Source organism: Clostridioides sp. ZZV15-6383, from assembly GCF_020657735.1.
Taxonomy (GTDB): Bacteria; Bacillota; Clostridia; order Peptostreptococcales; family Peptostreptococcaceae; genus Clostridioides; species Clostridioides difficile_D.
The window spans coordinates 1-14,911 of sequence record NZ_JAGWCV010000027.1; the positions used below are offsets into that span (position 1 = coordinate 1).

Genomic DNA, 14,911 nt, shown 5'->3' on the forward strand with positions numbered 1-14,911 from the left:
AGATAAAGGAAACACTACAATTTACAACTGAAATTCAAATTCCTATAACTAAATAACTAAAATTCAACAAATTAGATAATAAATAGGATAAAAAGAAAATAAATCAAATCCAACCAAAATATATTATTATCTTGGATTTTACATTTTTTATATTATATTTCTAAAGTTTCTATAAGAGGATTGTCGCTAAATAATTTTAATAAATTCGTTTTTTTGTATCCTTTAGGTAATTTAGTATATATAACTACTTCTAACCAATCTCCATCAAGACGTTTAATATTCATGTTTATAATTTCAATATTAGATTGCTTAAATTTATCTTCAATATATTCTATCGAATCAGTGCTATTAGAAATCTTAAGAGAAACTTGCTCTGCTGTAGGGAGTCTCATCCATTTCCTATCTCTATGAAGTGTTATCTGTACAATAACAATAATGATACTTGAAACAATGCCAACTAAGTATAATCCAGAACCAATGGCAAGCCCTGTACCTGCTGTTGCCCATATACCAGCGGCTGTAGTAAGTCCACTTACTGATTGATTTCTAATAAATATTAATCCAGCACCTAAAAAACCTATTCCACTGACAACCTGTGCCGCAACACGGGCTGGGTCTAGACCAATACCTGGAGTACCTACTATATCATTAAATCCATACTTGGAAACAATGATTATAAGTGCTGAAGCTAATGCCACTATAAAATGAGTGCGGATTCCAGCTTCTTTTAGTCTGTTCTTTCTTTCGTATCCAATTAAAGCTCCACAGAAACCAGCAGTAATGATTCTTGCTATATATCCAAATTGAATCAATATATGATTATTCATTTATCTAGCACCCCCTTATATATTATATATACTATAATACTACATTTTTTATGTGAATATAGTAAAGTTTAAAATTTATATAATAGTTATATATGAATATAAAATAGATAAAAGTATATTATGTATATAAAAAGGATAGAAAGTATCTAAAATTTAAATGATTAAAGAGCAAATTTAAATAAATTAAGCTTGCTCTTTTAACATAGTGAATATTTTTTATTTATAACAACTAGATAAAAAAGTATCTGTGTTTTTTACATCTGCAAAACTATTCTGTAATGATGCCATGAATACTTGATGTACAGTGTCAGCATGAATTTCTATATTATCCCAAGATAAATTTTTTGTTGTACATGCATCGCTTATTAGAGTTATGTCGTATCCAAGTTTCTTTGCTGCTCTTACACTTGTATCAATACACATATGGCTCATCATTCCACAAATAACCAGATTAGTTATATTTTTTTCCTCAAGGAAGTTTTGTAAACCTGTTTTAAAGAAACTGTCTGGTGTGTGTTTAATTATAATTTCTTCATTATCTAGTGGAAAAACAGTTTTATTTATTTCTGAACCATAAGTGTGAGGAAGAAAGAAAGAAGCTGTTTTATCTGTTGATATATGCTTTATATGAATAACTGGTAAGTTGTTTTCTCTAAAGAACAGTAGTATTTTTTTAGCATTTTCAGCTGTTTCTTCTGATTGAAATAATTCACATTTTCCATTATTAAAATAATCATTTTGAATATCAATTAATATTAAAGCTATAGACATGTTCATACCTCCTATCTATTTTTTATTATAATATTATTATAATAAATGTAAATTACTTACTTTTTGGTATGTATAGAATTATTTATTGTAGCAAATTCCCCTACTGTCTAGAATTTCTTGTTGACCATGTTCAAGCATGTATTCGATTCCTATTTCTTGCATTATTTCCACTGCTTTTAACATTTTTTTACCACGGTTAGTAAGAAAATATTCAACATGTAATGGATAGCCAACTGAACTTATTTTATCAATAATCCCAAATTCACGTAACTCTTTTAATTGTTGAATCAACATTTTTTGATTTATTCCATAAATACCATGTTCCAATTCAGAAAATGTTCTATTAGATTGTCTTAATTCAAATACAAGGATAGTTTTCCATTTTCCTTTGATTATGTCATGTACAATTTCAAGAGGACATGTGTATTCATCTCTTATTTTCATAATATATCACCCCCATAAAATGATAATAAATTATATCACTTGTCTTGTGATATGACAAATATATATGAATTGTGTATAAAGTTTATGTTTTATTAAGTTCTAAATTTCTTCTAGTCTAGTTCACATTTAGTACATAAATAATTAGTAAGATATAAGTAAATAAATATACAACATGACTATAGAAATTTAATTTTAAAATAATTTATGATAATTTAAAGGAGGAATATATATGAATATATCAAGAAAAGCTATGAAAATAATAGAACTAGCGCAAAAAATTGCAAATAAGAAAGGTATCTCAGTAGAAGAAGCTTGGAATGAAGCAATAACAGAATATAAAAATAAATATGAACATATTGCATAGATATTTAAGTATATAGTTTATTTAACTGTATAACTTTAATATAAACCAAATAATTTAAAATTATTTTTTAAAGATTAAGAATATTTGGTAGAATATAATGATTTTAAATGATACTATAAATTATAAGGTATATCATTATTAACGCAAAAGGAGGATATATGCTTGATTGTAAAAATAGATAATACTTTGGAAAAAGAATTTTGGCAATATGTATCACATGAAGAAAGTTTAAACTTATTCATAATTGGATATGTTGAAAACTATGGATTTAGTTCTCACTCTCAAGATATATGGTTTCAGTTAAAAGATGGAAATATAACTTCTATAATATTAAAGAATAAGTCAACACTTATAATTTATAGTCTAAAAAATGATTTTGATATAGAAGAACTGAAGAATCATATAAAAAGTTTGGATGTAGAAAGTATAAGTGGAAAAAAGTGTGTAATAGATAGGCTGACAAGTAAATATAAAGATTTTTATGAAAAACTAGATAATAAATTTTGTATATTGAAAGAAATAAAAGAAATAGATTTCTCTAACATGAAGGAGTATAAAATAGAAAATGCTAAGGAAAATGATATTGATGAAATAGAGAAGCTTTTAAATAGCTCAGACTATAAAGTAAGTCAAAATTACATAGAAGAAAGAAAAGAGCATTTAAAAGAAGGAAATGCAAGAGCATATTTTATTAAAAATAATGATACTATGATTAGCACTGTGTCAACTGGTATGGAAACTAGTTTTTTGGCAATGGTAGTATCTGTAAGTACAGATAAAAGATACAGGGGAAAAGGACTTGCAAGTTATATGGTTTACAATTTAAGTAAAGAATTGTTGTTGGAAGGAAAGGTTCCATGTCTTTTTTATAACAATGATATAGCAGGTAAAATATATCACAATATAGGATATAAAGAGATAAATGAATGGACAATACTTTTTAAATAATTATAAAAAATAAAAAACTCCATTAAGAATTAAAGTATTTATAAATAACTGTATTTTTACTATAATTCATGATGGAGTTTTATTTAATTTATAATATTATTTTTTATTACTTAAATAATCAAGAGTTTTAAGTTTATAACCTTCCTTTTCCCAATGTGTAAGCACCTCATCCAATATTTCAGTATTTGTTGATGAATTTGGATGTAGTAGAACTATTGCACCAGGATGTGTTCTTGAATAAATTTTATCTTTGGCAAATTCATGAGTAGGTTGTTTCTTTTCATACCAATCTACATAGGCAAAACTCCAGAATATTGATTTATATCCTAAATCTTGTGTATATTTTAAAGATTGTTCACTAAATTTACCCATTGGTGGTCTAAAATATTTAGGCATTTCTTTTCCAGTAACATCTTTATATGCTTTTTCTACACTTGTAATTTCTTCTTTAAATTTTTCAAAGTCTGTAATACCTGCCATTGATGGGTGGCTTTTTGAATGATTACAAACTAAATGTCCTTCTTTTTCCATACGCTTTATTAAATCTGGATTACTTTTTATATAACTTTCAACTACGAAAAACTGTGCTTTAGCATTGTGTTTTTTAAGTGTATCTAATAATTTTGGAGTATTTCCACTTTCGTATCCAGCATCAAATGATAGATATATAACTTTTTCATTAGGATTTCCTACATAATACCCATCATATTTTTTGAAAAAATCTGCTTCTTTTATAGGAGATGGCTGTTTACCATCTTCTCTAGGGTTAAAATACCAATCATATTCATGTGTATCGAGTGTTGGGTTAGAAATCTGAGTTTTTGTTTTATCTAATGATTTAAAATTTATACTAGCAATTCCAAAAAGTATTAGAGCAAATATTCCTATCATAATGTATTTTTTTAGGCTATCTTTTTTCACAATTTCACCTCTTATTTAAAATTTAAAGTGTATTTCTTACAATATAGTTTGAATATTTATAGTTAAAAATATTCATATATACAAATAATAAATTAAAGAAGTTTATTGTAAGATATATAAAATTAATATTAATTATCTTAAATAAAGTATATATAAATGATAAAATATAAAGAGCAATCATTGTAAATAAGTTAGGCTGGTTTAACTTGAAGGGATATAAAAATGGATAATATAATAAGTGTATTGAATGATGTTGTGTTTTTAGATATAGAAGTTAGTGGATTAGATTATTTAAATTCAGAAATTTTAGAAGTTGGAGCTGTTAAGGTTAAAGATTGGAAAGTAGATACATATCAATCATTAATAAAAAATAAATCTGAGGTACCTATAGAAGTATTCTCAATATGTAGAAATTTAGATAAAAATGATTTAGAAATAGCTAATGAAATAGAGAAAGTAGAAGATAGACTTATAAATTTTGTAGAAGATAGCTTGATTATATGTCATGATTTAAGTTTGAAAAAAAAGTTTTTTGAATATCATATGCCAAAGTTAAAAAACAAATTTATTGATTCAATTGAATTAGCAGTTATTTTAGAACCATATCATAAAGATTATAGCTTAGAATACTTAAAAAATACTTTAACCAATTGTAATTCTAAAGTGAAAAATAGGGCTTTATCAGATGCTATTGATATAATAAATGTTGTAAATTGCCTTCTAGTAAGATTTAATAGTTATGAAAAAACTACTTTAGAGCCATTAAGCTTTAAAATAAATTCATATCTTAAAAAATTTAATCTCCCAACATGGGAATGGAGTAAATTTTTAGAGGAGGCAAATTATGATTTATCAAACAATATAAATGTTAAAAAAGAATACAAGAGATTTAATTCAAAAGAAGAAAGTAAAAAAGAAAAAGAAACCTTAAAACTTTTAAATGAAGAAGAAAAAAATTATGAAGAATTGTTAAAATATAAAACTATCTGGGAGAATAAAGAAGGATTTACATATGAGTATAGACCTGGTCAATATGAGCTTTCTAAAACAATAAGGGAGTTGTTTAGAAATAGTGAATATGAAGAAAAAATTGCGTGTATAGAAGCTCCAACTGGTATAGGTAAAAGTGTAGGATATTTATTGCCTGCTATATTAGAATCTAGAATTAATAAAAAAAGATTACTAATTTCTACTGATACAAAGGAGTTGCAGATACAATTAATAAATAAAGATATTCCAAATGTATTAGATTCTTTGGGGCTAAATGGAAAAGTAAGTTATGGGTATATAAAAGGTAAAAATAATTATATTTGTATAGATAGACTGGAAACATATGTAGCAGATTATGAATCTCAAAACCCTACTAAAGGAGAAATATTATCTTTAATATTTTTAGAGAGGTTAGTTGAAGGTGGTAAGTATGGAGATATAGAAGAAATAAATTATTTGGTGCTTGATAATTTCAAGGAAATAAGTATTCACTTAAGAAATGTAAGTTGTGACTCAAATATGTGCAGACCTAAAAAATGTAAAAAGGATTGCTTATATAAAAATAGAATAGAAGAATTGAAAGATGAACATATAACAGTAGTAAATCATTCACTATTAGCTAAATGGCCATATAAGGATGAAAAACCTTTAGAAAATATAATAGTAGATGAAGCACATAATTTGACTGAAAAAGGATATGATTTCTTTTCAAGTATTATAAATTCAAAGTCCTTAAGGTATCTATTACAAGAAATTTATCCTTACGAGTTTATTCAAAATAGTAGCTTTATATATAAAAAATATAGCAGAAATATGAGGAAAATAAAGGCTTTTGATAAATTTTATAATGTACTAAAAATTGAAATAAAAGATAAACAAAAAATTGCTAGAAGTATAAATCTTATTATTGAAGAGATAGATTCAATATTAAATTTTGGGAGTTGTAATGAATATAATAGTGTAAGTAATTATAATTTAAGATGGGAACTAAATTTGCAAATAGATGAAATCGTGGGAAAACTAACGAAGAATGGTGTAGATACTGAAATAAGCTATAGAGCTTATAGTGAAAAGATAAAGTTAGGCTGTGAAAAAATAATAAAAAATTTAGTTTCAATAATAATAACAATTTATAGGAATATCGATGATGATAGTATAGATAAAGAAGCAGATGTATATAAATTTGGAAAGGCAAAGACAAGAGATTTAGAGGATATAAAGATTATATTTGAAATCTTTTTGGAGTATGATGAAAAGGATGATTATGCAAGAATAGTTGAAATTGATAAGAATTATAATGACTTTGAATTTCGAGTAGTGCCATTAAAAATAGCAGATTTGTTTGAAGAAAATATTTTATCTCAATTAGAGAAAGGAATATTTTTGTCTGCAACTTTGAGTTTATCTGAAAGTATGTCCTATTTTAAAAATACATTAGGAATAGACAGAGTTAAGAATGTGGAAAAGATTATAGAACCAATTTTTGATTATAAAAATAGAGTTTCTGTAGTTGCATTTTCTGATATTTGTGAGTACAGAAATTCTGAATTTCCAAATGAAATGAGTAAAATTATATCTAATATATCGCAGATTACAGAAGGTCATACCTTGGCTCTTTTTAATAGTAAAGATAGACAAGAAAAGACTTATGAAATATTGAAAAAATATTTACATGGTTTTAACTTAGAAATTTATGCTGATAAAAAGGGTATTAGGCATCTTAATGATTTGAGTAGAAAATGTGTAGTACTTGGTTCAAAAGGATGTTTTGAGGGTGTAGATATTCCAGGAGATGGTTTGGTATGTGTAACTTTAGACAAGCTTCCAAATCTAAGTCCAAAAGACCCTTTGTATTTTACTATAATGAAGAAGTATAATATAGACTACTATACTATAAATTATCCTCAAATGACCATAAAGGTAAAGCAAGCTATGGGGAGAATTTTAAGAAGTAAATATGACTATGGATGTTTTGTGATTTTTGATGTAGGAACTAATATAAGTGTGCTGAAGAGATTAGAGAAAGATTTACATGGTTGTAAAATTTCAAAGGTGAATAGCAATGAGTTTTATACTTATATAAAGCAACATTTCAATAAATCTAGAAGTCTAATACTAAAATCTGTTATATTCGATACTGTAAAAGCGTTGAATGTTGATGCTAAAATAGATAACAATGATGTTGATAAGGATATTATAAGAAAAGATATGAATGAAAATATAAGACAAAGAGCTGTAAAAGGAGAAGTGTATCATATAGATATTGTAAACAAAGATATGAAAGTAAAATATTTTGATAGAAACTATCTAATAAATTTAGATGTATTTATGAGAGAAGAACATAAAAACTAAGAGTGGGAGTGATATATTTGGCAAAACAAAAGTTTTATGCCGTAAAAAAAGGTAAAAGTATAGGTGTATATAATACATGGGATGAGTGCAAAAAACAAGTAAATGGATTTTCAGGAGCTGAATATAAGAGTTTTTCTACTTTGCAAGAAGCAAAAGAATATATTTATGGGTCAGAAAAACTAAGCTTTAAAGAAGACGAGGAATTTATAGAAGCGTATGTAGATGGAAGCTATGAACATTCAATAAAGATGTATGGCTCAGGTGTTGTAATTTTAAAAAATAATGAAGTTATAAAAACCTATAGTGAAAAAGGAAAAGAGGAAACTCTAGTAGGAATGAGAAATGTAGCTGGGGAGATAGAAGCTTCTAAGATTGCAATGCAATATTGTATTGATAATAACATTCAAAACTTGATTTTATATTTTGACTATGAAGGTATTGAAAAGTGGTGTACTGGAGTTTGGAAAACAAATAAAGAAGGAACTATAGCATATAAAAATTTCTATGACAGTATTAAGAATAAGCTTAATGTAAAATTTACAAAGGTTAAAGCACATTCTGGAAATAAGTATAATGAAGAAGCTGATAAATTAGCTAAAAAAGCTATTGGTGTATAATGAAAAGCTATTTATACATAGTAAGATGCTATAAGAGTATATTTAAACTCTTAACTTATAATTAAATAACTTATAATTAAATAAATTTTGATTAAAAAAGCAGATTGTATTATGAGAAAATAAGTATCTAATTTAGAAACAATTAATAGTAGTATTAATTAGACACAGCTTATTTAATATAATAAAATCTGCTTTTTTATATAATTATAAAATTTTCTTATATTCTATTAGAATTGCCCATAAATACCTTCAAGTTCTTCTTTTAATACCTCAGGGTCATTTATACCAATAGACATGGTTCTAGCCAATATATTTGCCTGGTCGTAAGTTGATGTCCATGAGAATACACCACCTAGACAATTTCTAAGAACATATTGAGTTTTTAAGAATATTGATAAAGCATCATCATATGACATTGCAAAATCTCCGTCTTTAACTAAATATGGAACTTGAGCGGTATTATCAAATCTATATTCATATCCATTTTTATTTATATAATCCCTTCTAAGTTCATCATAAGTTCTTGTTATAGTAGCACCTAATCTTCCATAAAATGGTATACCAAGAAGGATTTTCTCAGAAGGCATTCCAGCATTTTCAAGATTTCTTACCATTGCATCAACACTATATCCTGGTAAAGATAAGTCAGAATCAAAAAGGTTTGCTTGATGTTTTCTACCATTTGCTCCTGTTTCACCTGCTGTAAAATCATAGCTCATAAGATTGAAATAATCTATTATTGGAGCTATTTTATCTATTTCAGCACTTGAATTTATATATCCTCTATCTCCTGTTCCAGCTACACTAAGCCATTTGTCATCTCCTATAACGTCTCTTATGGCAGTTAGTAAAAGTGTAAAGTTTTCTCTATCTTGAGGTCTTGATGTTATCCCAGATGCACTACTTCCAGGATATTCCCAGTCTATATCCACTCCATCTAAAGCGTATTCATTTATCATCTGATTAACCTGTCTTGCAAAATTATACCTAGATGTAGGAGTTAATGCTGCATCAGAGAAGCCTTCAGCTCCCCAACCTCCAATAGCTACAATTACTTGTAAACTAGGTTTTTCACCTTTAAGAGCAAGTAATTGATTTAAAAATCTAGGATAAGGAATAAACAAATTGCCAGACTGGTCTATCTCTGCAAAAGCAAAGATAACTGCATCCAATAATTGTGCATCTACATTAGTTGGGTTACCAAGAACATATTCCGCCACAATTGGATTGATATCTGGACAGTTTACATTTTCAACTATTGGATTGTATGGGTCTGTTATTTGTGGTCTAACTAATTTTTTTGACTCTTTTAAAGTCTTCATAGCTATTTTTTTAGTATTTTTTTCACTAGTATAATCGTAGTTTTTATAATTGTGCTTATAGAAATCTTCATAACTACTATCTTCTTTATCATAGCTAGAGCTTATTTTGTCACAAGATTTGTCTTTGTCATAGTTATAATTTGTTTCATCACAAGATTTATTTTTAAACTTATCTTGCTTGAAGTTGTGAGCCTTGTTAGTATTTTTGTTGTGTTTTTTATCATGCTTACAATCATCCTTTATGTCAGTTTTGTGTTCTTGTTTACAGTCAAGAGCTTTGTTAGTGTAGTCATGCTGTTCATGTTCACAATTACATTCATTCTCAATGTTTTTAGTATGTTCTGTTTTCCAACCATAAGTATTATCAATTTTCTTGTTCAATTCTTCATGATTATAATTATCTGGTACAAAGCATAAATACCAATCCATACAAGAATATTTCTTATTACAGCTGTTAACTCTATTTTTTAATTCTTTATAGTTTTTAGGATATGGCAAAATCACTGGCATTCCAGGGAACCAATTCGCAGGAGTAACTATATTATCTCTATCACTAGTTTGAAGTGCATCTACTATTCTAAGTATTTCTGGAATATTTCTTCCTGTAGTTAGTGGATAATAAAGAATTGTTCTTAAAATTTGATTATTATCTATAATAAATACAGAACGAACAGTTGATGTATCACTCATTGGTTTTGATATCATGCCATATAATTTGGCAATTCTCATATCTCTATCTTCTATAATAGGAAATGGAATTTCTACACCTGTAAGTAAAGAAATATTGTACATCCAAGCTAAATGTGAGCTATTGCTATCAACACTTAGACCAATTAGTTCTGTATTTCTTTTTTTAAATTCGTCATAATATTTAGCAAAACATAAAAATTCTGTAGTACAAACTGGTGTAAAATCACCAGGATGTGAAAATAAAACAATCCAATTACCTTTATAATCAGAGAGTCTAATAGAGCCGTTTGTTGTATTGGCTTTAAAATCAGGAGCCTTTGATCCTAAACTTGGCAAATTTGGCATGTGAATCACCCCTCAATAAATTATCATTTATTCTATTCTATTAATTAATACATATTAGTGTTACTACTTTATTAAAAATTAAGGAATCCTTATGTCAAAAAAAGATATTTATTAAAAAGATTTAATATTTTCCTAATAAAGTGACAATAGTAATTGCTATTTTTTTACTAATTTGGTATAGTAATGGATAAGGGGTAGTGTCAATATTAGCGATTATACGAGGTGATTGGATTGAAAAAAATTCTAAGAATTTTAGTTATCTCCATGATGATATGTTTTGCAATGACTTTTGCATTAGTATTAATAAATTCAGTTATGGGAGTACATATAGGATTGGATTATTACTTTTTGATGGGAAGCGTGCTTACAGTTTGTTTAACAATTGGAATTGTTTTATGCAATGCTAGAAAAATATTTGATAGCAAAACTATACATAAAACAAGAATGAAAAATGTCAGTGTTAATAAAAAACAAAATAGTCATTCTAGGGATATAAAAAGAAAGATATCATAATTTATGTAAAGGAAATATTTATGTATAAAATAATGATTGATAGGTAAAATAAAAACACGATTTAACTTGTGTTTTTATTTTTTTTCAGGAATTATGATATAATAACCAATAAGAAATTTAGGTTACCATAAAATATAAATATTGCTAAATGGAGAGGGAACTATAATGAATTTTAGAGATTTATTTGAGAAAGCTGTAGATTTTATTGATGAAAAAAGAAAATCTATAGTTGCAGTTTCATTATCGGCATTAGGTGTAATTGTTTTAATAATAGTATTTTTTTTAAGTAGTAATGAGTTTAGTGTAGGAAATGAAGCTAATGAGTTGTTAAAAATTATAGAGAAAAGACAGTATTCTATAGCTGTTGATTACTATGCAAGTATAGAAAAAAAGTTTTCTGATTCAAAAATGGAAAGATTTAATAAGTCTGTTTCTAAAAAAATAAATAAATTGTTATTAAATAGTGGTGATAAATATTTAGATGGAGATATAAGTCAAGAAAGTTTTATTGGATTAATAAACACAGTAAAAGAACTAAACAAAATAAATGTATCTGTGGATGATTTATTAGCTCAAGCTGATAGAGTTAGAGAAATGTATAAAGAAGAAAATACCACTCATGATATTGCCATTAACTATATAAACACTATTTCAATATTAAATGGCATGGGCAGTAACCTAGATGTATACAAACAAAATATAGAAACAATCAAAGAATCTAGAGATATTTATGATTCAGCAGTAAAAGACCAAAAAGTATATAAGTATTATGAAGCTATTGAAAAGTATAATAAAGTGTTAAAAGAGGACGAAAAATACTATAATATGGCTCAAAATGGGAAAGAGCAATGTGTTGAGGAAATGTATGATTACTATATAAGTAAGGCTGAAGAGGCAAATACTTCTGGAGATTATGAAAGAGCATTACAGTATATAGAGTATCTAAAAGAAGATTATTCAGATGATGCAAAGGTACAAAGCTTAGAAAAAAAATATAAAAAGAATCTCTCATTGTATACTTTAACGTCTGATGATATTATAAATGTAATATCCAAAAAAAGTGGGAAAAATAAGGCAAATCTATCTATAAACTCACTTCCACAAATGATAAAAAATAATAAATATTATTATGCTGAAGTATATGAGTATGACAAATTAATAAATGAGGTATTGGTAAGTGCAAAAACTAAAGATTTATATTCATATAAAGATGGTAAAAAAGATTACAAAGTAGGTTATGGAGATGGGTACTTTAGAATATTAGAAGATGGAAGTTATCAATTTGGTATTACAAAAGATAAAGCTAAATTTGTATTAACTAATACTCTTGATGAAAAAGAAAATAAGTATAAAAAGATTGAGATATTAGATATAGAGAAAGCTGACAGATATGTAAAAAGTAAAAAGAGTTTAGAAGAATTGTTTGGGAAATATAAAAATATTTATTATTATGCTGTGGTAAATAAAGGATTATTTAGAGGAAAAGAGGTTTATGCTATTAATATTTACAATGAAAAAATATATGCCATATCAGAAAATGGACTAAATGAATATTAATTAATTATATTAATAATGTTAAATTAATATATAATTAAAAAATTTTTGGGTTTTTAAGGCGCATTATGTAGTAATATAATAGTAGGTATATATAAATAATTTTATTGTAAGGAGAAGTATGGGATGAGCAATGTGAACAAAAAGCTAGTTATAGCTATTGGAGCTATAGTATTGGTAACAATAATTTTTGTAGGCATAATGTGTATGCAATTTAAAGGAGAGAAAATAGTAAAAAACACATATGTTAATGGAGTAAGTGTTGGAAAACTAACTAAATCTCAAGCAAAACAGGAGTTAGCTAAAAAATACAAGTTAGAGAGAGTTGAGTTTAACTACAATGATAGAAGTTGGAAAGTGAAAAGCAAAGATTTAAATTTATCTACTGACCTGGATAAAACAGTAGAAAATGCATATAATTTAAATAGAAAGAGTGGTTTCTTTGGGAATTTATCAAAAACTATTTCAGCAAATTTTGGAAAAAAGAGCAACTTAGTAGTAGTGATAAATTATGACAAAAACAAGTTAAAAGCAGAAATGGAAAAAATAGCAAAAGAAATAGATGTAGATGTAAAAGATGCAACGCTTGATATAAGTGGTGAAAAAGTAAAAGTTGTACCAGATTCTGATGGTCTTAAAATGGATGTTTCTAAGAGTATGGAGAGTTTTAATAATCAAACTAAAAAAGGCAATTATAAAAATAAGTTGGTAGTAAAATCTACTCCAGCAAAGATAAAAAAAGAACAACTTGCTAATATAGATACAAATTTAGGAAAATATTCGACAACATTTAAAACTTCTCAAGTAAATAGAAGCATAAACATAAAATTAGCAACAGATAATATAAGTAATATATTACTTATGCCAGGAGAAACTTTCTCATTTAACAATCATACAGGTAAAAGAAGTAAAGAAAATGGATATAAGAGTGCACCTGTAATAATGGAAGGTGAGATGGAAGAAGACTATGGTGGAGGCGTTTGTCAAGTTTCATCAACATTATATAATTCTGTGTTATACGCAGGTCTAGAAATTGTTAATGTAAAAAATCATACAATACCATCAAGTTATGTTCCAAAGGGAAGAGATGCAACTGTTGCAGATAGTGGAATAGATTTCTTATTTAAAAATAATCTAAAACATCCAGTTTACATAAAAAATTACGTTTCAGGGAATCAAATTGTTTGCAACATATATGGAAGTGCAGAAGATAAACAAAACATAACAATATCAACAAAATTAGATGGTGTTTCACAAACTACCATGAAAAGGGTTAATGACTCTACAATGCCTAAAGGCAAAGAAAAAGTAGATAAGAGTGGAAGAAATGCATATTCTGTATCTACATATAGAACATTTAATGATGCAAATGGTAAGAAAATTAAAACTGAAAAAATAGCTAATTCATATTATCCTAAGAAGGAAGGTATTATATTAGTTGGGACTATGGAACCAAAGCCAGAGGAAAAGCCAAACGAAAATAAAAATAACCAAAACACGAATAATCAAAATACTGATAATCAACAAAAACCAGAAACACCACCAACTGATAATAAGCCTAATGAGACACCACCACAACCGCAAGCTTAAAGTTCTCAAGAATAGGATTTATGTAGAGTATTAAAAAATATAAATCTAAATAGGAGGGATTACTTTGAATTTAAATAATATAACGAATTACGTTCAAAGTATTTGCGAGAATATTTCTAATGTATTAGATGTAGATGTTACTTTAGTTACAAAAGATTTAACTAGGATAGCAGGTACAGGAATATTCAGAGGTAAAATAGGAGAAACAATATCAGAGAAATCTGTATACTCTCTTGTTTTAAAAGATGGAAAATCCTATGTTATAAATAAGGAAATAGAAGAGAACTGTAATAAATGTGCAAATAGAGAAAATTGCAAAGAATTAGCTGATATATGTACTCCTGTTAAAATGGGAGAGCATATACTTGGAATCTTGGGTATAGCTGCATTTAATGAAGAGCAAAAAGAAAAGATACTTTCAAAAGACAAGGAGTTAACTGCATTTGTAAGGAGTATGTCTGACTTAATATCTTTTAAACTAGATGAATTATATAAACAAGAAGTTAAGACCATAGATGACCTTGAGAGGGAAGCTATAGAAAATGCTATAAAAAAGTATGGAAGTAACACAGAAGGAATGAAAAAAGTAGCTGAAGCCTTAAATATAGGCATAGCTACACTTTATAGAAAAGTAAAAAAATTCAACATTAAAAGTTAATAGTA

At 26.7% G+C, this 14,911-nt stretch carries 13 protein-coding genes; 8 read left to right on the forward strand and 5 right to left on the reverse strand.

From position 1 onward, the window contains the following. Positions 1–152: 152 nt before the first annotated feature. From KGF42_RS11195 to KGF42_RS11205, 3 genes are all read right to left on the reverse strand, one after another. Positions 153–827, reverse strand: a complete 675-nt coding sequence (locus tag KGF42_RS11195) for an MgtC/SapB family protein (RefSeq protein WP_054273409.1) — start codon at positions 825–827, stop codon at positions 153–155. Positions 828–1,043: 216 nt separating this feature from the next. Then, positions 1,044–1,598 (reverse strand): cysteine hydrolase family protein, encoded by a 555-nt coding sequence (locus KGF42_RS11200; protein WP_227822590.1) that lies wholly within the window; start codon positions 1,596–1,598, stop codon positions 1,044–1,046. A gap of 78 nt (positions 1,599–1,676) precedes the next feature. Beyond that, on the reverse strand, positions 1,677–2,042 hold the full coding sequence (locus KGF42_RS11205; RefSeq protein ID WP_054273411.1) for a winged helix-turn-helix transcriptional regulator: 366 nt from the start codon (positions 2,040–2,042) through the stop codon (positions 1,677–1,679). A gap of 229 nt (positions 2,043–2,271) precedes the next feature. On the opposite strand from KGF42_RS11205, the gene KGF42_RS19870 reads away from it, so the two are divergent. Both KGF42_RS19870 and KGF42_RS11210 read left to right on the forward strand, forming a co-directional pair. Beyond that, the gene (locus tag KGF42_RS19870; RefSeq protein ID WP_054273412.1) at positions 2,272–2,406 is read left to right on the forward strand and encodes a hypothetical protein; all 135 of its coding nucleotides are present in this window, start codon (positions 2,272–2,274) and stop codon (positions 2,404–2,406) included. A 162-nt stretch (positions 2,407–2,568) separates the two neighbouring features. Continuing rightward, entirely contained in the window at positions 2,569–3,354 is a 786-nt protein-coding gene (locus KGF42_RS11210) for a GNAT family N-acetyltransferase (protein WP_227826330.1), read from the forward strand. Positions 3,355–3,450: 96 nt separating this feature from the next. Here KGF42_RS11210 and pdaA read toward each other — a convergent pair whose 3' ends face one another. After that, entirely contained in the window at positions 3,451–4,275 is an 825-nt protein-coding gene (gene pdaA / locus KGF42_RS11215; RefSeq protein ID WP_227826331.1) for a delta-lactam-biosynthetic de-N-acetylase, read from the reverse strand. A gap of 222 nt (positions 4,276–4,497) precedes the next feature. Here pdaA and KGF42_RS11220 point away from each other — a divergent pair, with 222 nt between their 5' ends. Together KGF42_RS11220 and KGF42_RS11225 are read left to right on the forward strand one after the other, a co-directional pair. Next, a complete protein-coding gene (locus KGF42_RS11220) occupies positions 4,498–7,617 on the forward strand; it encodes a helicase C-terminal domain-containing protein (RefSeq protein WP_227826332.1) in 3,120 nt (1,039 codons plus the stop codon). A 17-nt stretch (positions 7,618–7,634) separates the two neighbouring features. Further along, positions 7,635–8,234, forward strand: coding sequence for a viroplasmin family protein (locus KGF42_RS11225; RefSeq protein ID WP_054273415.1), 600 nt, complete (start codon positions 7,635–7,637; stop codon positions 8,232–8,234). 227 nt (positions 8,235–8,461) lie between these two features. Here the strand turns inward: KGF42_RS11225 and KGF42_RS11230 are convergent, their stop codons facing one another. Continuing rightward, positions 8,462–10,591, reverse strand: a complete 2,130-nt coding sequence (locus tag KGF42_RS11230; protein ID WP_227826333.1) for a peroxiredoxin — start codon at positions 10,589–10,591, stop codon at positions 8,462–8,464. 264 nt (positions 10,592–10,855) lie between these two features. Here KGF42_RS11230 and KGF42_RS11235 point away from each other — a divergent pair, with 264 nt between their 5' ends. From KGF42_RS11235 to KGF42_RS11250, 4 genes are all read left to right on the forward strand, one after another. Continuing rightward, positions 10,856–11,104 carry a hypothetical protein gene (locus tag KGF42_RS11235; protein WP_306800924.1) on the forward strand — a complete coding sequence of 83 codons (249 nt, stop codon included), beginning with the start codon at positions 10,856–10,858 and terminating at the stop codon, positions 11,102–11,104. A gap of 165 nt (positions 11,105–11,269) precedes the next feature. Next, positions 11,270–12,661, forward strand: coding sequence for a UbiD family decarboxylase (locus KGF42_RS11240; RefSeq protein WP_227826334.1), 1,392 nt, complete (start codon positions 11,270–11,272; stop codon positions 12,659–12,661). Positions 12,662–12,784: 123 nt separating this feature from the next. After that, the gene (locus tag KGF42_RS11245) at positions 12,785–14,248 is read left to right on the forward strand and encodes a VanW family protein (RefSeq protein WP_227826335.1); all 1,464 of its coding nucleotides are present in this window, start codon (positions 12,785–12,787) and stop codon (positions 14,246–14,248) included. A 64-nt stretch (positions 14,249–14,312) separates the two neighbouring features. Continuing rightward, complete coding sequence (locus KGF42_RS11250) at positions 14,313–14,906, forward strand: GAF domain-containing protein (RefSeq protein WP_003419857.1); 594 nt, start codon at positions 14,313–14,315, stop codon at positions 14,904–14,906. Positions 14,907–14,911: the final 5 nt, after the last annotated feature.